At 61.1% G+C, this 17,724-nt stretch carries 16 protein-coding genes; 11 read left to right on the forward strand and 5 right to left on the reverse strand.

Annotated elements, in window-relative coordinates; all coding sequences use genetic code 11:
* Positions 1-2 precede the first annotated feature (2 nt).
* The 3 genes from AC1D1N_RS27565 to AC1D1N_RS27575 form a co-directional block, all read right to left on the reverse strand.
* Positions 3-734 carry a DUF2270 domain-containing protein gene (locus AC1D1N_RS27565; protein WP_436259310.1) on the reverse strand — a complete coding sequence of 244 codons (732 nt, stop codon included), beginning with the start codon at positions 732-734 and terminating at the stop codon, positions 3-5.
* Positions 735-895: 161 nt separating this feature from the next.
* Positions 896-1,126, reverse strand: a complete 231-nt coding sequence (locus tag AC1D1N_RS27570) for a hypothetical protein (protein WP_477352280.1) — start codon at positions 1,124-1,126, stop codon at positions 896-898.
* A gap of 95 nt (positions 1,127-1,221) precedes the next feature.
* On the reverse strand, positions 1,222-1,524 hold the full coding sequence (locus tag AC1D1N_RS27575; protein ID WP_112566602.1) for a hypothetical protein: 303 nt from the start codon (positions 1,522-1,524) through the stop codon (positions 1,222-1,224).
* Positions 1,525-1,827: 303 nt separating this feature from the next.
* On the opposite strand from AC1D1N_RS27575, the gene AC1D1N_RS27580 reads away from it, so the two are divergent.
* From AC1D1N_RS27580 to AC1D1N_RS27615, 8 genes are all read left to right on the forward strand, one after another.
* Complete coding sequence (locus AC1D1N_RS27580; RefSeq protein WP_477352282.1) at positions 1,828-2,970, forward strand: helix-turn-helix domain-containing protein; 1,143 nt, start codon at positions 1,828-1,830, stop codon at positions 2,968-2,970.
* A gap of 327 nt (positions 2,971-3,297) precedes the next feature.
* On the forward strand, positions 3,298-5,040 hold the full coding sequence (locus tag AC1D1N_RS27585) for a putative bifunctional diguanylate cyclase/phosphodiesterase (RefSeq protein WP_477352284.1): 1,743 nt from the start codon (positions 3,298-3,300) through the stop codon (positions 5,038-5,040).
* A gap of 246 nt (positions 5,041-5,286) precedes the next feature.
* A complete protein-coding gene (locus tag AC1D1N_RS27590) occupies positions 5,287-5,829 on the forward strand; it encodes a ubiquinone biosynthesis methyltransferase UbiE (protein ID WP_477352409.1) in 543 nt (180 codons plus the stop codon).
* Positions 5,826-7,004 (forward strand): methyltransferase domain-containing protein, encoded by a 1,179-nt coding sequence (locus AC1D1N_RS27595; RefSeq protein ID WP_436259315.1) that lies wholly within the window; start codon positions 5,826-5,828, stop codon positions 7,002-7,004. Before AC1D1N_RS27590 ends, AC1D1N_RS27595 begins: the two co-directional genes overlap by 4 nt.
* A complete protein-coding gene (locus AC1D1N_RS27600) occupies positions 7,001-9,367 on the forward strand; it encodes a SpoIIE family protein phosphatase (RefSeq protein ID WP_436259316.1) in 2,367 nt (788 codons plus the stop codon). The genes AC1D1N_RS27595 and AC1D1N_RS27600 overlap by 4 nt, the downstream gene beginning before the upstream one ends.
* A gap of 2 nt (positions 9,368-9,369) precedes the next feature.
* Complete coding sequence (locus tag AC1D1N_RS27605; protein WP_162712409.1) at positions 9,370-9,930, forward strand: slr1658 superfamily regulator; 561 nt, start codon at positions 9,370-9,372, stop codon at positions 9,928-9,930.
* Positions 9,931-9,948: 18 nt separating this feature from the next.
* Entirely contained in the window at positions 9,949-10,287 is a 339-nt protein-coding gene (locus AC1D1N_RS27610) for a slr1659 superfamily regulator (protein WP_112566593.1), read from the forward strand.
* Between the two features lie 308 nt (positions 10,288-10,595).
* Positions 10,596-11,264, forward strand: a complete 669-nt coding sequence (locus tag AC1D1N_RS27615; RefSeq protein ID WP_477352286.1) for an ATP-dependent DNA ligase — start codon at positions 10,596-10,598, stop codon at positions 11,262-11,264.
* 49 nt (positions 11,265-11,313) lie between these two features.
* On the opposite strand, the gene AC1D1N_RS27620 is transcribed toward AC1D1N_RS27615, so the two are convergent.
* Entirely contained in the window at positions 11,314-13,536 is a 2,223-nt protein-coding gene (locus AC1D1N_RS27620; protein ID WP_477352288.1) for a sensor domain-containing diguanylate cyclase, read from the reverse strand.
* Between the two features lie 145 nt (positions 13,537-13,681).
* On the reverse strand, positions 13,682-13,870 hold the full coding sequence (locus AC1D1N_RS27625; protein ID WP_142868598.1) for a hypothetical protein: 189 nt from the start codon (positions 13,868-13,870) through the stop codon (positions 13,682-13,684).
* Positions 13,871-14,049: 179 nt separating this feature from the next.
* Here AC1D1N_RS27625 and AC1D1N_RS27630 point away from each other — a divergent pair, with 179 nt between their 5' ends.
* From AC1D1N_RS27630 to AC1D1N_RS27640, 3 genes are all read left to right on the forward strand, one after another.
* Positions 14,050-16,338: a cation:proton antiporter domain-containing protein gene (locus AC1D1N_RS27630; RefSeq protein ID WP_436259320.1), complete on the forward strand. Its 2,289-nt coding sequence runs from the start codon at positions 14,050-14,052 to the stop codon at positions 16,336-16,338.
* Between the two features lie 68 nt (positions 16,339-16,406).
* A complete protein-coding gene (locus tag AC1D1N_RS27635; protein WP_352587666.1) occupies positions 16,407-17,021 on the forward strand; it encodes a LysE family translocator in 615 nt (204 codons plus the stop codon).
* Positions 17,022-17,374: 353 nt separating this feature from the next.
* Positions 17,375-17,677 (forward strand): DUF1330 domain-containing protein, encoded by a 303-nt coding sequence (locus AC1D1N_RS27640; RefSeq protein WP_142868601.1) that lies wholly within the window; start codon positions 17,375-17,377, stop codon positions 17,675-17,677.
* Positions 17,678-17,724: the final 47 nt, after the last annotated feature.

The following is a 17,724-nucleotide window of genomic DNA, read 5'->3' on the forward strand; positions in this document are numbered from 1 at the left end:
GTTCAGACGTGCACGGTACCATGCGAAAGCTCGCCCTCGTCGCTGGAGATGAGGAAAGCGGCGGCAAGCATGCCGACATAGAGCAACCCGACCAGGCACACCACATAGATCCCCGGAACAGGGCCGAGCTGCGCCACGCGAGCGGCATCGAGGAACGACGCGCCGAAACCGATCGGCGATCCTTCGCGTTGCAGGCTGGGCGTCGTGATCTTCAGCACCCAGGCCAGCGTCAGGATCGTGTACATGAAAATGTAGTTGCGGCGCAGCCGGCGCACCAAAGCCGCGCGCTGCGAAATCAGGAAGCGCGGCGAACGCAGGCCCTCGCCGACGATGGCCAGCCAGTTAGAGGCGTAGTCCGGCTGCGGCGAGAAGATCTGTGCGAAATAATAGCGCTCGAATTGGCGCACCCTGGCCCGGTAGACGTCGAAGAAGCGATAGCGCCGCGCCTCGATCCACAGAAGCAGCGTGATCAACAGCATGGCGAACAGCAGCACGCCGTGATGGGCGCTGGGTGTCGACAGCGAGACAGAGAGCATGGCGGCGACGACGGTGATCGCCCAGTTGCTGGTGCGGTCCAGACGGTCGCGCCAGCCGGCCATGCGGGCGATTTCGGCGCGATGGAAATGTGACATGGTGGTCGCGAGTTCCGATGAGGTGAGCTTCAGGGCGAACGCATCCGACACCCGCGGCGCTGCTGCCGCTTCGGCTGGCTTCACAGTCTGGACCTGGGACATCCCTTTGCCATGCGCCTCCCAACGCCATGGCCGGCCGAAACGACGCCGGCCACTCCCCAAAAACCACAACGCGCGGTCGGCTGAAACGTTCCAGCCTCTTTCCTTGGAGGGGTTTATGCGCTCAGCCATACCCGCTCGGCTACGCGATCGAATACGGTGCGCTAATGCCCGCTTCCCGCGACCTTTTGCCGGCGAGACCTGACGGCTCCCAGCAGTTCGCGCTCGCTGGTGTGAGCATTTCGAAAAATGGCCACAACCATCACCGCCAGGATTTCGGCGTCCGGGTCCAAGGGGTTGAGATGTTCATCCGCGCAGACCTGATCGAACACGTGTTCGCAAATACCCAGATCGTGGGGGCTGAGGCAGGTGCGGTTGAAGCGCTCACGCGGCATTTTGGTGCGAACCTTTCAGGGCCCGCTGCCCGACGAGTCGCTGAGGCGATGGAATGCTCCAGCGATAATATCGTCGACAGTGTATTGCGGTGAGTTTACTCGTTTCCTGACGATCGAACGGTCAGCAATCCCAAAATTTCCGCGCACTCACGAGCTTTATACTGACCAATGTTCATCAACTGGTAGTAATCATTCCGCTTGTTTTCCGGGATATGAAAGCCGCGCCTAAAATCGGCCGCCTCCTTCGGAGTTCGAGTGCAGCCGATTTTACTGGCTGTGACTTTCAAACTTGCCAGTGAGCATCCGATCCTGGCCGCAATATCCTTCAACGGCTCGTTGTTAACGTATCCGTCAAGAATTATCTTGCGACGAGCTTCGCTGTTGAGTTTTGCGTTCATTTACAGGGTCTCCCCAACTACGCTTCCACAATGCTCAATTCTATATGCAGCGGGCTGAAGAGTGTCGTTAGCGCCGCATCCAGAAACTTATCTCGGAATGCATTTCTTGCTGTTACTCGGCGTTATCGCCGGCTCTGTCGACGCGAGTTCCGCTGTAGTTGGCAGGGTTGCGGCTGTGGTCATCGAACGGCTTGATCTGGCTGATCTGTCGATATCGGCCTCAAAGTCTTGCCAGATGCCCGAAGTACACCACATGATTGAGAGGGGCATGGGACATACCCGAATCGGATATGGCACCACGCGATGGACGCTAAAAAGCCAGACGAGGCACCTGCGAGGCGGCCGCCGGAGCGTGATCGACGTCGTTGGCCGCGCGAAGCTCAACCTCACAACGAGTCAGCTTCGCCACTCGCGCCGGCGCTCGAGCCTTTGTCCTTTTCAACGCTCGAACTGGCGCCAGAGGATCAATTCGCCGCCTGGCAAGCGCATATGGCTCCGCTTGTCGAGGTCAAGTTGCCGGATGACAAATCGCCGGACGATGGCTTTCTCGCCGACCACACGGCCTGGAACCTCGGTGGCATGCTGATCGTTCAGCAGCGCGCAGCGGCACACAGTTACATGCGTTCTGCCGCAAAACTCCGGTCCAGTTCGATCGATCACTGGTGCATCGCCTTGCCCCATACTGGCCGGTCATGGACGGAGGTCGATCGTCGCGTTGCAGAAAGCCAGCCGGGCAAATTGGAGATCAGATCGCTCGGCTACCCGTTTCGCGGGAGGGCAACGGACTCTGAAAGTCTCCTTCTGTATATGCCGCGTGATTTGTTCGCCGATGCGGCGGCAAGCCTCGACGCGAAGAACAATTCAATTCTGTCTGGCAACTTTGCCAACCTGCTGGTCGGCTACATCAACAGCATAGAGGCAAGACTGGGCAGCCTCACGGCTGACGATCTGCCTCGCATCGTACACGCAACGCGCAGCATGGTCATCGCCTGCCTCGGGCCTGCGGCGGAACATGCTGCCGCCGCCGAACAACTGGCGAATGTTGCGCTCATGGAGCGGGCGCGCAGATACGTCCACCAGAATCTGGATGCGGCTCATCTGACACCGGATTCAATGTGCCGGGCGCTCGGTGTCTCGCGCTCCCGTCTCTATCAGTTGTTCGAACCAAGCGGTGGTGTTCTCCATTACATCCAAAGCCGCCGGCTTCTGGCAGCGCATATTGCACTCAGCGATCCGCTGGACAGCCGGCGAATTGTTGAAATAGCCGAGGCCTTCGGGTTTAGTTCAGCGGCCAATTTCAGCCGGGCATTCAGCAAGGAATTCGGTTACAGCCCCCGCGAAGGTCGCAGCACGGTGGTGTTGTCGCGACCGGCCCACTCTGCTTCGCATGCCGAACACCAGAAGGCCTCTTCCTTTGAAGGTTGGCTCAAAGCGCTGGGAAGCTGAAACAGGATCGGCGATTTTTGGACGGACCGGTCTCAAAAAAGGTTGCCGGGCGGGGAAGGCCACACCGCCTCATGGACCACAATATTTTCGTGTCGCGTCCACCGCGCCATCAATCATATGGCTAATTCCCACCGCTTGCCGATTTATTAACGAACTGTGACTGGTCATCATTCTCGATAATTTGCCGCCAATCACTGCCGGGCATACATTGCAACTACGCAGCACGCGGAACTTGTTAAGACTGCCAGTTGAAAGTTTGCCAAGCCTGACAGTTATGCTATTTCTGGACTGGGGGAAGCGAATTTGCACCGCCTATGGAGGTGGCTCTTGCACCCAGAGGCATCAGGCGTCGGCACGGAGAGTGAGGAGCCCTCCTCAAGCGATGTTCCACGTGCCGGCGAAGCGCTTCTCGCTGACCTTTTGGCAAACACGACCGAACTTTTGTCGTTCTATGACCGCGACTTCTGCCTGACGCACTACGCAACCAAGCTCAAAGGCGTGTACGGAGGCGCGGTAGCGCCGGGTGTCGCCGTTTGGGAGATCTACCCGAGCTTCCTCGATGCGGGGTACCGCGACGAATTTCTTCGTGTGTTCCACGGCGGCACTCCGGCAAGCATCGACTTGCCGCGATCATCGGACGAAGCGCCCCGTTCCGTTTTCGTCTTCGCCGCCGCGAATGGTGTGGGAATCATCGAGACAAGGGGGCACGGCGAGCGGAGCGCGGCGGAGGAGCAGGAGCATGTAATTCTGCTCCATCAGGCGACGCACGACGTGCTGACCGGACTGCAGAATCGGCGGCGGTTCGGCGAGCGGCTACAGCAGGCGCTCGCGGCCATCGGCGGAGCAAAGCCGAAAGCCGCCCTGCTGCAAATCGACCTCGACGATTTCAAAGCGGTCAACGACACGCTCGGTCATGGAGCAGGCGACACGCTTCTTCAACTCGCAGCGGGTCGAATCCGCGACGCGCTGCAGGACGGCGAATCCGCATACCGGTATGCCGGCGATGAGTTCGCCGTCATCCAATTGGGAAAGGATCAGCCTGCGGAAGCCGAGCGCCTCGCAGGATCGTTGGTCGACGCGTTCAAGGAGCCGTTCGTCATCAACGGCATTCCCGTCTTCGTCGGCTCGAGTATCGGAATTGCTTTCGGGCCGGAGCACGGTACCGATGGCGAGCAGTTGATGAAAGCCGCGGACATTGCTCTTTACGCAGCCAAGACGGATGGACGCGGTTGCGCTCGAACGTTCAACCGTTCGATGCTGCTCTTGCTCGAGCAACGCGAGAATCTGAGGCGCAACCTTCGAACCGCGCTGGAGCGGGGCGAGCTTTATTTGGAGTATCAGCCGCTCATTCGGTCTCCCGCTTCGGTGATCGGTTTCGAAGCGCTACTACGGTGGCGGCACCCCGAGATCGGAATCATTCCACCCGGCGTGTTCATACCGATTGCCGAGGCGGACGGTCTGATGGACGAGATTGGACGATGGGTGCTTGAGGAGGCCTGTCGCCAGGCATTGACGTGGCCCTCCTCGCTGACGATCGCAGTGAACCTGTCGCCTGCTCAGTTCCTTAGCGGATCGCTGACTGACACCGTGGCTCAGGTCATCGACGCAGTTGGAATCCGGGCCGACCGACTTGAACTCGAGATAACCGAAACGGTTCTTCTCGAGAAGACGATCGACAATATCGACACGTTAAACACTCTGAACGTCTTGGGAATACGAATATCGCTCGACGATTTTGGAACATACTACTCATCGTTGAGCTATCTTAAGAACTTTCCCTTCGACACGTTGAAGATAGATCAGTACTTTATTGCGGACCTGGGGACCGATCTCAAAAGCCAGACCATCGTGCGATCGATCATAAATCTGGCGCACGGCCTGGGAATAAGCGTCACCGCCGAGGGGGTCGAGACGTCGGCACAGGCGCGGTGGCTGATCAAGGAGAACTGCGATTGCCTGCAGGGCAATTTCCTGGGACGCCCACTCGGAGCCGATGCAATTGGCAATTTCATCAGACGATCCCAGCTGAGGGTGGTGCGAGCGATGGAGGAATCAAATCGGGCGGTTTAGAGCGGTTTGATAGAACCACTGACCCTAAGTATTTGTTTTTACACAAATCCGGACGGAAAACCGCTACGCATGTTTCCTGGAATTGCTTTGCACCTTGCACCCTTTGTTAACGGTGAAGTGGAGATTTGTGGAAACGACCGAGGCAGATGCCGCTCAATTCTTCGAGTCGGTGCAAGAGTGACTCATCACGGCGCGGGGTGAAATTTTTCGTCGCGGAGACCATCGCCTTACCAGGGCTCAATGCTGATGGAACAAGGGAGGATGCCTGTGGGACCTGTTCATCATGAACTGGCTGGCGAGCCGACTTTTGCGCCCATGATCCAGATCGACATGGAAATCAAAGCTTTCGTCTCCGCCTGGAGACACTGCGATTATGTCTCGACATACACGGCCCGGATGATCAGTCAAAACAGATCAGACTCGGTCCGGCATTCAAATCTCTTTTCCTCTGCCCTCAATGAATTGCTGGAAGTCGCCTTTCGTACGCGCCATGCCGGTGGTGAACTGGCATGCAGGGTGTCCCGCCACGGCGCGACGGACAGGATCGAACTGACGTTCCCATGCGTGCCAGAGGAGCGCCAATTCTATGAAGAAGCCGTGTCACGCGTCGCAGGGACAGAGGCCAGGGAGCGATACCTCAATTCGGTGTCTGGGGATGTCGCGCCCAGCCGGGAGGTTGTGCTCCTGGAACTGGCTGTCGACTACAACGCGGCACTCAGGGTGGAGGAAGCCGATGGTGATGCAATCAAGCTTGTCGTGGATCTCCCGCTTGAGGGCCTGCAACATTGAGCCCTTACGACCTCCTCCCGCGCTTCAAGGCGCAATATGACGCCAACAACCAGGAGTTCTCCATATCCGGGGTGGTCCGGCCTCAGGCAATCGATGAACTTGGGCCCAGCATAGCATTGCTCCGCGATGCGATCGGCCGTGTGCGCGGCGTTCTCTACGTCAATGTCAGACGCCTGACGCAGATGAACAACGCTGCGTTTCACGCCTTTTCGAGGATCCTCATCGACGCCTGCCGCGCTCGGCCCGATCTCAAATTCGTCGTCATCACGTCAAGCGTCGTCGGATGGACCTCGCGAAAATTCGGTCGCTTGAGCGGAATCGAGCCGAACATCACGGTCGAGGAGTATGACAGCGAATTCTATCCGGGACAGGGCTTCCTCGAGGAAGGCGGGTTCGTTCCGATCCTGCGTTCACAGACGAAGATGACCTGGCGCCACGAGCGCGCAATCTTGCCGCGACACGGCATGAGGCAGGGGATCGTCATGGCCGACATCTGTTGCGGGATCGGCGATTTCGCCGTGCTCGTGCAGAAGGAGTTCCAGCCATCGCGGATCGTCGCCCTCGACCACTCCATATCGAGCCTGAACTATGCTCGACAGGTGATGCGGGAGTTCGATATCCGGGGCATCGAATATACCTATGGCGATGCGTCGGAGATGCTGCTCGACGAAGCGCAGTTCGACCTGGTGACCTGCCGGCATTCCCTTCAGATATTCAATCGGCCTGAACTCATCCTCAAGGAGCTCTACCGCATATGCAAGCCGGGCGGGCGGGTCTACATCACCAACGAGAAGAATTCGCATTGCCTCGGCGAGCCGCGCGCCGAAAGCATCCGTTGGACCTATAACGAGGTGGCGAAGCTGTTCGGGCATTTCGAGATGGACGTCGAGCTTGGGCCCAAGAGCCGGCGATATCTGATGGAAGCAGGATTCGAAGACATCCGTGTGGAGACCTTCATGGTCACTAACCTGGACGGCGATCCGCAGGATTTCGCCGATGTCATTGCGGCATGGGCGGATGTCTATGCGGGCGAGATGGCGACCAGGCGCGGCGATGGACCTGAGTTCGTCTCACAGTTCCGGCAGGGTTTCGAGGACCACATTTTCGCTGCGCTCCACCCTAAAGGTTATGCGGGTTGGCCGATCTGGGTTGCATCGGGGCGACGGCCGCAATGAAAGCCGACAATGAGCCTACACCGCGCTTCGGCCTGCGCTCCTTTCGAGCGAAATTCGTGTTGGTCGTTGGCGGCGCCGTCCTGTTCGACCTCCTGCTGAGCGGTGGCCTGGCCCTTTGGAACGTTCAGAAGCTGTCGCGCGACGCAACATCGGAAGTCGGTGAGGGCCTGACGACCGCAAACCAGGAATACATTCGTTCCTATGCCGAATCGACAGCGTTGAGCGTCGATCTGCTGCTCGATCGGGTTCACGGCGACGTCAAGGCGCTGGCTGGCGTACTGCAGGCCCAGATCAACGAACCGACGAGGCAGCAAGAGGTCGGAGCGACGCTTTCGCATGAAGCGCCCGGCTCCGTGAAGGTCGTCTACGACGCGCAGGGCGATTGGGCGCAGAACCTGCCCGGCGCGCCTTCCGTGGTCAGTGTCTGGGGCTACCTGCTGGGCGCCGACCACGCTCCGCTGCCGGGCGTTCAGAAGGAAATAGATGACAGTACCGTGATCGATCTCGTCGCGCCGACTCTCATGGCCAGCGGATCGTCCAAACTGCAAATGTACTATATTGGTCCAAAAGAACGGCCGATCTTCAGGACGGTGCCGTATACGGACCAGGCGCAGACCTTCGACAAGCTTTATCCGGGCCACAACAAGGCGGAGTTCTGGGAGTTCTTCTTTCCGGGAATCTATGGTTCATGGCAGCAATGGGCCAGGGATCCGGGGTCGCGTCCGGTCCCTGACGATATCACCCAGACAGCGCCTTACACCGATGCAATCACGGGAAAGCTGATCGTCAGCTTTTTCCACCCGCTGTGGACGCGCGATCGCACCGGTATCGCCGGTACGGCCGGGGCAGACATCACTCTCGATCAGCTCGCGGAAGTCGTCGAAAGGGTGAAGATCGCTGAAACCGGGTTCGGCTTCCTCACCATGTCGACTGGCAATGTGGTGGCGATCAATCCGTCGGGCCAGGCGATCATCGGCCTGACTTCATCAAGCGACGCGGGCACGCAGGGCGTCACCGGCCTGGAGCGGTCCCTGCGGGGAAGTACTCAGCCGGCTATCGCATCGCTGCCACTCGGCCAGAACAATGACGGTGTCATTCAGCATATCATGCTCGACAACAAAGGCGAACGCGTACCCTACATTGTTGTCCTCAAGCGCCTGAAGCCGACCAATCTGTGGAGTTCGGGACCGATCAAGTCCGAAACGATGTCGGTCGGGATCGTCGTCCCCGAAGGGGAGATCTACGCGTCCCTGTTTGCCGCGCAGAAGAGCATTTCGCGCGCAACCAATCGTATCCTGCTCTTTCAGATCGGTGCGATCATCGTTTCGCTTCTGATTGTTTTCGCGGCCGTGCTCGGAATTTCGAAGCGGATCACCGCAGGCCTCAGGGCGCTTGCCAGTGCCGCCCAGCGGCTCCAGACCAAGGACTATTCAGTCCGCGTCAGCATTCCGACGCGCGACGAGGTTGGAGCCGCTGGCATTGCTTTCAACCGCATGGCCGAGCAGATCAGCTTCCACACGGAAAACCTCGAGCAACTCGTCGACGAACGAACCAGAGAACTCGGCGACGCCAATCAGGAGATTTCCGCTCTCAACGAAAAGCTGCAGGACGAGAACGTCCGCCTCGGCGCCGAGCTCGCGGTTGCCAAGCAGATCCAGTTGATGGTCCTGCCGAAACCATTCGAACTCGAAGCGATTCCGGGGCTGGAGATCGCAGCCTACATGCGGCCGGCCGACGAGGTCGGCGGTGACTATTACGACGTCCTGCAGAACGGATCACGGATCAAGATCGGCATCGGCGACGTGACCGGTCATGGTCTCGAGAGCGGCGTGCTGATGCTGATGGTCCAATCCGTCGCACGCGCGCTGCAGGAGACCGACGAAGCGGATCCGCACCAGTTTCTGGACCGGCTGAACAGAGCGATCTACAAGAACATCGAGCGGACGAACACCGGCAAGCATCTCTCGCTGGCCTTTCTTGACTTCGAGGATGAGCGGGTAACGCTATCCGGCCAGCATGAGGACGTGCTCGTCGTGCGTGCGGACGGGGAGGTCGAACGCATCGATACGCTTGATCTGGGTATGCCGGTTGGTCTGGAGAATGACATCTCGAAGTTCATCGACACGCGTGACATCCAGTTCGAGAGTGGCGACGTGATCGTGCTGCACACCGACGGTGTGACCGAGGCGGAGGATCAGGACAAAAGGCTATTCGGGTTCGAGCGCCTCTGCCAGAGCGCAAAAAAACGTTACGGCGGGAGCGCCGAGGACATCAAGACCGGGATCATCGAGGATCTGATGGCGCATATCGGAGTCCAGAAGATCCATGACGACATCACCCTCGTGATCATAAGGCACACATAGCAATGACAACGCTGTTCGGGACCCCTGACATTGCAATCGGGATGAAGGAGAGCGTCAGTCGCGTTCGGCTGTTCGACGGACCTCTCGACTTGAGTTGGCGTCATTGTGCCACGACCTCGGACTTCATCGCCGATCTTTTCGCGTTGCGCTTCCGGTCATCCCGCAATGACTACATCGAAGTGCGGCACAGCATCGGATATCTGGTCAACGAGCTCATCGAGAACGCCGTCAAGTTTCGCGCACCGGGCGAGATCGTGATCGAGGCGTCGATGGATTCGGAGTGCTTCAAGCTCAAGGTGTCGAATGACGTCGATGGCAAAAACGCCTCCGAGTTCAAGAACCTCTTGGCGGACATCACGGTTGGCGACCCCAGAGACCTGCTGATACAGCGAATTGAAGCGAATGCCGCGAGCCCCGACGTGTCACGCTCCGGACTCGGATTGCTGACGTTGATGAGCGACTATGGCGCACGCCTGGCCTGGATATTCAGCTCCGCCGACGAAAGCGATCGGATTTGCCTGGAAACCTACGCCTCCATTCCGATCTCGCAAACGCACAACTAGAAGAAACGAAGCCAGGTCATGGAAATCAAGACAGACGACTACCGAGTGTGGAACGAAGGAAGCGATATTTTCTTCGACGGCGCTATGCGGCTTGCCAGTTCCGAGGCCGGTGCGCCCATCACGGCTCTGGCGACCAGTGTTCTTGCCTCAAATCCCGCTTCCATTACACTCAATCTGAAGGACCTTCACTTTCTCAACTCTTCTGGCATCAACCTGCTGGCGAAATTTACCATCGAGGTACGCAAGCATCCCGATGTTCGACTCGTCGTGCGTGGAACGCCCGACATACCCTGGCAATCGAAATCGCTGCCAAACCTGAAGAAGCTGCATCCCACCCTGGTGCTTTTGATGGACTAAGGCCTGTTGGTTTTCAGGCCTGAAGACCAACAGGCCTAACTGGGTCGTCTAAATTGGCCAAGGGACTGCGTGAGCCAGCGGCAATCCCGGGTAGCATCGACCGGTCGGTGCGAGTGCGCCGCACCGAGAGCGAGATATGTACGCCAGGATAAGTATCTGGATGCGAAGCTAACGACATTCCGGCCCCGTCCGTAGATGTTTGCGATAGTCCGGCGGGGGCTCGGCACAGGCGGCAGGCGTCCAGATAGCTGGTGTGTCGCCGCCTGTGCCGACAAACGCCCCCCTCTACGCGGTCAAAGGTGTCCGTCTTGAGTAAGCGTAGCAAGGTCAGCGGCGGCCGGCTGGAGTTCATTCCGCCGCAGATCCCTACTCTGGTCAAGCAACCGCCCGAAGATGAGGGATGGGTTCACGAGGTCAAGTTCGACGGCTACAGGACGCAGCTCATCATCGATCAAGGTGGTGTGCGTCTTTTCAGTAAGAACGGCCATGACTGGACGGCAAAATACTGGCCCATCGCGCTGGCAGTCGAGCTGCCATGCAGGGCTGCCATTCTCGACGGCGAGGTCATTGTAGCCGGTGAGCAGGGCGCTCCCGATTACCCTGCGCTGGAAGCCGCGATCTGGAATGAGCCGAGCCGGCTGGTGTTCGTGGCGTTCGACATCCTCCATCTCGATGGTCGCAATCTTGCCCCCTTGCCCCTGCTGCAGCGCAAGCACGCGCTGTGGCAACTGGTTGAGCCTGGCGCCGGCAAGATTCGGTACAGCGAGCATTTCGACGGCGATGCGCTGGCGATCCTTCGCGCCATCGACAAGATGGGGCTTGAGGGCATCATCTCGAAGCGCGCCGACGGCCGCTACCGGAGCGGACCGTCGACCACATGGCTGAAGGCCAGATATTTCGAGGAAGGCGATTTCCGAATTGCCGGGCGTCATTCGCAAGCCTGGCACGGCTCCAATGGCCCTGATGGCCACGCTTGACGGCGAGAGACGGTACATCGGCAGCGCTGACTGCAGCTCGGACCGCCAGTTAGCCCTTGTTGTCTACACTCGCTTTCGCGGCGGCCGATACCAGCTGGATCGCGGGCCGCTCGCCGGGAGTTCCGCTCTTGGCGACGACGACGCGGTCGCGTCCTTCGCCTTTGGCATCGTAGAGCGCGTGGTCGGCGGCATTGGTGATTTCTGCCCAACCCGACCCATGCTCGGGGTAGGCGGCGACACCGAACGAGACCGTCACGGTGCCCAGCGTGCGGCCGCGATGCGTCAGGTGAAGCTGCCTGATTGCCTGGCGCAAGGCTTCCGCGCGCTCGGCGCCTTCCTCGAGCGAGCATCCCGGCATGACGATGGCGAATTCCTCGCCGCCGTAGCGCGAGACGACATCGCTGTCTCTGGCGTGCTCGATCAATGTTGCGGCGACCTGCTTCAAGACGAGGTCGCCCGCTTCGTGCCCGAACGTGTCGTTGAATTGTTTGAAATGATCGACGTCGAGCATGAGGATCGTCAGCGGCTGGGCCGAGCGCTCCATCCGGCGCAGTTCGCGGCTGCTCGTTTCCTCGAGATAGCGCCGGTTGAACAGGCCGGTGTTCGGATCGCGGATCGATTGCTGCCGCAACGTCTCACGCAGGCGCAGATTGGCCAGCGCCAAGGCCAGCGTGTCGACGACGCCGCGCAGGATCTGCTGCCTTTCAGCCAGCCATTGCGGCTTCTCGACTGCGTTCGGCTCGCACAGATGCAGGATGCCGAGCGTCTCGCCTTGCGCCGCCAGCGGCATGCAGACATAGCCCTTCTTGCCATTCTCGGTGATATGGGCGCAGCGCGGCGTCAGCAGGCCCGGGCCGGCGACATGCTCCTGGCCGCGCCGCAGCGCCCAGCAGTCTTCGGGCGCAAATTGCGTGGCGCTCGACCGCACGTCGCCCCAATGCGCCATCTCCTCGACCAGATTGCGCGAGGCGCTGGTCAAATGCACGGTTCCGCTCAAACCGCCGAGGAACTCTGTCATGGCCGTGCCGACCACTGAGAAAGCTTCGGGGAAGGTCACGCAGGCTTGCAGCAACTCGCCAAGCTTCACCAGGCGGGTGGTGGTTTCCGACTTCTCGTGCAGTTCGCGGTTAAGCACCGCCAGCTGATCGGCACGCTCGTTGACGACCCCTTCGGCGCGGCGCAGCTCGCTGATGTCGTTGAGGGTGAGGACCAGACCGCCGTCGGATCGGCTGAGCGGACTGCAGCTGGCGATAACCGGCAGATGCGATCCATCGGATTTGGTCAGACGCACCTCGCCCTGGTGCTGGCGGCCGGTGGCCAACGCCATTTCGATCGGTGAAGCGCCGGCTGCGAACGCACCGCCTCTCGGGTCGCGCACCGTCAGCACAGCATCCCATTGCTGCCCGACGATCTTGTCGGCGCGGCGCCCGATCATTGTTGCGGCCGCCGGATTGGCGCTGGCGATGCGGCCGTCGCTGTCCAGCACCACGATGCCTTCGGCCGCCGTCTCGACGATATCCTCGACATGCGCCCGCGCCGATGCAAGCTGGTCCGCCATGATGTTGAACCCGTCGGCCAGCTGTCCGAACTCATCCTTGCGGGCATGGCTGATGCGGGTCATGGCATTGCCGTTCGCCAGCGCTTCCATGCCGCCCATCATATCCTTGAGGCCGGAGCCGAAACGGCTAAGCAGCATCCATGCAAACCCCACCGCGACCAGCACGGCCGCCGCCGCGCTGAGACCAACCAGCCAGAGCATGCTGTTGGTGCGCTGTTCGGCTGCATGCAGAACGGGATCATATTCCAGCAGCACGGCGCCGATGATCATATCCTCGGGATATTCGATCGGCACGGCGAGTACGGCGTTGACTTCCTCCGGGTCGACGAATTTGCGCGGGATGCCGTCCTCCAGCGTCTGGCCGATTTCGTTGCCGGGATCGTGTTCGAATTTTTCGCCGATCTTGTGCTCTTCGTCGGCGGCATGGGCAACGACGTTCTTGTTGCGGTCGAGGACCAGGAAATCCCGACGCATGCGGCGATGCTGGTGCTCCATGAATTGCTTGAGCGCCTCTGGCCGCTCGAACAGCGAAGGCGTCCCGTCGGACGGCTTGAAGACGATGGTGTCGGCCAGTTCGCGCGCGACGTTGGTCGCTTCGGTCAGTCCAAGATATTTGGTCGCGGCGATCTGCGTGAAGATGGCAACGCCGCCAACCAGCCCGATCAAGGCCGCGGCGCTTACCATGCTGAGGATGATCTGGCTTCTAATGCGCATGACACGAATCCGCCGAGGATACAGGCATCCTATGCGCTGGATCGAGCCTGTATTTCATTGTCTGTCTTTTATTACCAAATGCTTATCAACGTGCTAACGGCGGCATGCCGAGGCCGCTCCTACCCGAAGCGGCCTCTTCGTGGGACTACCGCAGCCTTGCCGACCGTGGAAAATCCACCACCTCCGCCACCGGCCGTGTGTACTGGGCCGCAACGATCGCCTCGATCAACAGGTCGAGCGCCGCAAGGGCCTCGCTGCTCGTTTCGTCGTCGCCGCGCAGATAGTGGCCGGCCCGCTCCAGATGCAGCCGGGCGGCGGCAAAGTCGCTTTTCATTAGCTTCTCCTTATTTCCCGCCGTGCGCCGAACATGAGCGACTCGCTTTACCCGAAAGCAAACATCCACAGCCGCCTTTGAATCGAATTGTCCTGATCTCGCCGGATGTGCTGGATGGGAGCGGCACCCGTGCAACCGATGTCGCATGCAACCGTTATTTCGGGCAGAATGAGGGGTGCATGTCTTTATCGTTCCCGCACAAATGGCGCTGGCTTGTCGCGACCGCGGCGGCGACCCTGTTGCTCACCCCGGGCGCTGCCTTGCCGGCTGAAAAGACCGGCATGTCCAGCGAAGGCATTTTCGTTCTGGAAATCATCCTGCTGCTGGTCGTCGGGCGCGGCCTCGGCGAGCTGCTCGAACGCATCGGCCAACCGGCCGTCATGGGTCAGCTCATCGGCGGCATCCTGCTCGGACCCTCGCTGCTCGGCTGGCTTTGGCCTGAGGCGGAGCGTCTGGTTTTCTCCGGCGACGCCTCGCAAAAGATCATGATCAACGCCATCGCCCAGCTCGGCGTGCTGATGCTGCTCCTGCTCACCGGCATGGAGACCGACCTCAGACTGGTGCGCAGGGTCGGCCGCGCCTGCTTCTCGATCTCCGCCGCCGGCGTCGCGATTCCCTTCGTGCTCGGCTTCGCGGCGGCGCAGGCCATGCCTGCGTCGCTGCTCGCCGAGGGCAGCGAGCGCGTCGTCGCCGGCCTCTTCCTCGGCACCGCGCTGTCGATCTCCTCGGTCAAGATCGTCGCAATGGTGGTGCGCGAGATGAACTTCATGCGCCGCGACCTCGGCCAGATCATCGTCTCCTCGGCGATCATCGAGGACACGATCGGCTGGGTGATCATCGCCATCACAATCGGCATCGCGACCAAGGGCCGCATCGACCTCGGCAGCCTTGCCTTCACGCTTGCGGGCGTCGCCGCCTTCATGGCCTTTTCCTTCACCCTCGGCCGCCGCATCGTCTTCGACGCCATCCGCTGGACCAACGACAGTTTCAGCAGCGAATATGCCGTCGTCACCGTCATCCTCGCCATCATGGGCGTAATGGCTTTGATCACCGAGCTGATCGGCGTCCACACCGTGCTCGGTGCCTTCGTTGCCGGCATCCTTGTGGGCGAGTCGCCGATCCTGTCGCGCCACATCGAGAGCCAGTTGCGCGGCGTCATCACGGCGCTGTTCATGCCGGTGTTCTTCGGTGTCGCTGGTCTCTCGGCGGACCTCACCGTGCTCCTTGATCCGCAACTTGCGCTGCTCACCGTGGCGCTGGTTGCCATCGCCAGCTTCGGCAAGTTCGCCGGCGCCTTCACCGGCGCGGAGTTGGCCGGCATGAGCCGCCGCGAGGGCATCGCGGTCGGCTGCGGCATGAACGCGCGCGGCTCGACCGAGGTCATCGTCGCCTCGATCGGCCTTTCGATCGGCGTGCTTTCGCACAACCTCTTCACCATGATCGTCACCATGGCCGTCATCACCACGCTAGCGATGCCACCGACGCTGCGCTGGGCACTTGGTCGCCTGACACTCGGCGAGGCCGAAAAGAAGCGGCTGGAGCGCGAGGAGGTCGACCAGCGCGGCTTCGTCGCCAATCTGGAGCGGCTGCTGGTGGTGGCCGACGAAGGCGTCGTCGGCCGCTTCGCCGCCTACATGGCCGGCGTGATCGGCGCCGGCAAGCCGATGACAGTGCTGCATGCCGGCGGCGAGAACGAAGCCGAGCCGGGAGTGGAACCGAAGCTGGAGGAGATCGAGAAGGGGGCCGAGCACAACCGCGAGGCGGCGAAGGAGGCCGACGAGCAGCCCGCCGCCAAGGCTCCCGTCACCCGCAGGCACGGCAGGCACGTATCGGCCGAGACCGTGGCGAAGGAGGCGCGCAAGGGTTACGGCATGCTGATTGTCGGGCTCGGTCGCGCGCTTACCGCCAAGGGCGGCTTCAGCCGCCGCCTCGACGAGATCGCCGGTGCCTTCGACGGTCCGCTTTGCCTGGTGCTGAAACCCGCCACCGCCGGCCGGCAGATGCCGAGGCTCGGTCCCGAGTCGGGCCGGATCCTGGTGCCGGTCAACGGCACGTCGGTCGCCCGCCGGGGCGCCGAGCTGGCGCTTGCCATTGCCAGCGTCACCGGCGCGCCGGTCAAGATGCTCTATGTTGCGCGGGTCGGTCGCGACGAGCCGCGCGACACCGTCTCGCATCGCCGCAGGGAGGCGGTGCTGAAGGACATTGTCGCGCTTGCCGACCGCTACGGTGTCGAAGTCGAGACCGCCATCCGCAGCAGGGCCGCCGCCGCCGATGCCATTGCCCGCCAGGCTGGCAGGGGGGTGGCGTTGATCGTCATGGGCGTGGCGCGGCGCCCGGGCGAGGAACTGATGTTCGGCGAGACGACGAGCGATGTGCTGCAGCGCTGCCGCTGCCCGGTGGTGCTGGTTTCCGACGAGCGGCTGCCTCGCGAAGACACCCGCGTGGCCTCGCGCTCCAGCACCGGTTGACAGGGCAGGGCGGCGATCCGATTGTCGGCGCCTCCATTCCGCATCTGGTCATCGAAAGGCAGACAAGAATGACTTTGTCGGGTTTTGCCGCCTATTCCGGCGCACTGGCGATCGCCGCCATCATTCCCGGTCCGCAGATCGTCGCCATCGTCGCGCAGGCGCTGAAAAGCGGCTACCGGCAGGCGGCCTGGATGACCGCCGGCATGGTGCTGGGCGACGTGCTTTATCTCGCCGCCGTGCTTGCCGGCCTGGCCTTCATCGCCGAGACCTTCAGCTTTCTCCTGATCGCCATCAAATGGGCAGGTGTCGTCTATCTCTGCTATCTGGCGGTGCAGTTCTGGACTTCGGGCGAGACCTTCAATGTGGCTGAGACGGGCAAGGCCGGCGGCGGCAGAAGCGCGTTCGTTTCCGGTGTCCTGGTCACGCTCGGCAATCCCAAATCGGTGCTGTTCTACATCTCCATCCTGCCGACGGTGGTCGATATCGGCGCGCTGTCGCCGCTCGACGTGCCTGTCCTGCTAGCCATCACCGCGATCATCCTGACGGCGGTGCAATTCCCGTTCGCTATTGCCGGGGCGAGGACCCGCCACACCCTGCAGTCGCCACGTGCCACGCGCCTGTTCAACCGCGGCGCCGCCGTCTGCATGGGCGGCGCAGCGGCGACGATTGCGCTCAGGAACTGATCGTCCGGCCTCAAAGTCGGACCAGATCGGCTATTCCTTAGCGGCGCGGAAGGCGCTCGGTCGCAGGCGCCTTCCTGCACAATGGCACGCTGGCCATGTTCGAACGCCAGGGCTTTCAACGCAGCCGCCAGATCGGCAAGCATCGCTGGGTGGTCGCAAGGACGGTGGAGGCCGGCGGCGCCTGATAGCTTGGTTCACCAAGCCGTCTCCTCGGATGCGCTTAATATGATTTGATACTAATATGATTGCCGCATCAGCAGATTTCGACGACTTCGGCGGGCGCCGATGCCGTTGCTGATGATGTGCAAGGCAATTTGAGAAGGGACGATTGGCAAACAGGGAGGAGACACGGGATGGCGGCCTATCTTATTGCCGATGTCGATATCACCGACGCGGCCGTATTCGATCAATACAGGCGTGAGGTTCCGGCCACCGAGGAGCGCTACGGCGGCCGCTATCTCGCGCGCGGCGGTGCGACCAAGGTGTTCGAGGGCGACTGGCACCCGCACCGCCTCGTCATCATCGAATTTCCCGACATGGCATCGCTTTCGGCCTGGTATGACTCGCCGGAATACGAGCGTTTGAAGGAGATCCGCTTTCGCAGCGCCAGGACACGCATCCTGGCTGTCGAAGGGATCGCGTTGTCGCCGACCTAGGCCGTGATCTGTCGCGCTGGGAGAAATGTGGCGGAGCGATCCGCCGC

The organism is Mesorhizobium sp. P2_B5, from assembly GCF_056404775.1.

What these genes read in the sequence shown, in the direction of transcription:
- AC1D1N_RS27565 (WP_436259310.1), bottom strand. Translation starts at nt 734, where the DNA reads ATGTCCCAGGTCCAGACTGTGAAGCCAGCCGAAGCGGCAGCAGCGCCG.
- AC1D1N_RS27580 (WP_477352282.1), top strand. Translation starts at nt 1,828, where the DNA reads ATGGACGCTAAAAAGCCAGACGAGGCACCTGCGAGGCGGCCGCCGGAG.
- AC1D1N_RS27640 (WP_142868601.1), top strand. Translation starts at nt 17,375, where the DNA reads ATGGCGGCCTATCTTATTGCCGATGTCGATATCACCGACGCGGCCGTA.
- AC1D1N_RS27600 (WP_436259316.1), top strand. Translation starts at nt 7,001, where the DNA reads ATGAAAGCCGACAATGAGCCTACACCGCGCTTCGGCCTGCGCTCCTTT.
- AC1D1N_RS27630 (WP_436259320.1), top strand. Translation starts at nt 14,050, where the DNA reads ATGTCTTTATCGTTCCCGCACAAATGGCGCTGGCTTGTCGCGACCGCG.
- AC1D1N_RS27575 (WP_112566602.1), bottom strand. Translation starts at nt 1,524, where the DNA reads ATGAACGCAAAACTCAACAGCGAAGCTCGTCGCAAGATAATTCTTGAC.
- AC1D1N_RS27635 (WP_352587666.1), top strand. Translation starts at nt 16,407, where the DNA reads ATGACTTTGTCGGGTTTTGCCGCCTATTCCGGCGCACTGGCGATCGCC.
- AC1D1N_RS27610 (WP_112566593.1), top strand. Translation starts at nt 9,949, where the DNA reads ATGGAAATCAAGACAGACGACTACCGAGTGTGGAACGAAGGAAGCGAT.
- AC1D1N_RS27625 (WP_142868598.1), bottom strand. Translation starts at nt 13,870, where the DNA reads ATGAAAAGCGACTTTGCCGCCGCCCGGCTGCATCTGGAGCGGGCCGGC.
- AC1D1N_RS27605 (WP_162712409.1), top strand. Translation starts at nt 9,370, where the DNA reads ATGACAACGCTGTTCGGGACCCCTGACATTGCAATCGGGATGAAGGAG.
- AC1D1N_RS27620 (WP_477352288.1), bottom strand. Translation starts at nt 13,536, where the DNA reads ATGCGCATTAGAAGCCAGATCATCCTCAGCATGGTAAGCGCCGCGGCC.
- AC1D1N_RS27590 (WP_477352409.1), top strand. Translation starts at nt 5,287, where the DNA reads ATGGAACAAGGGAGGATGCCTGTGGGACCTGTTCATCATGAACTGGCT.
- AC1D1N_RS27570 (WP_477352280.1), bottom strand. Translation starts at nt 1,126, where the DNA reads ATGCCGCGTGAGCGCTTCAACCGCACCTGCCTCAGCCCCCACGATCTG.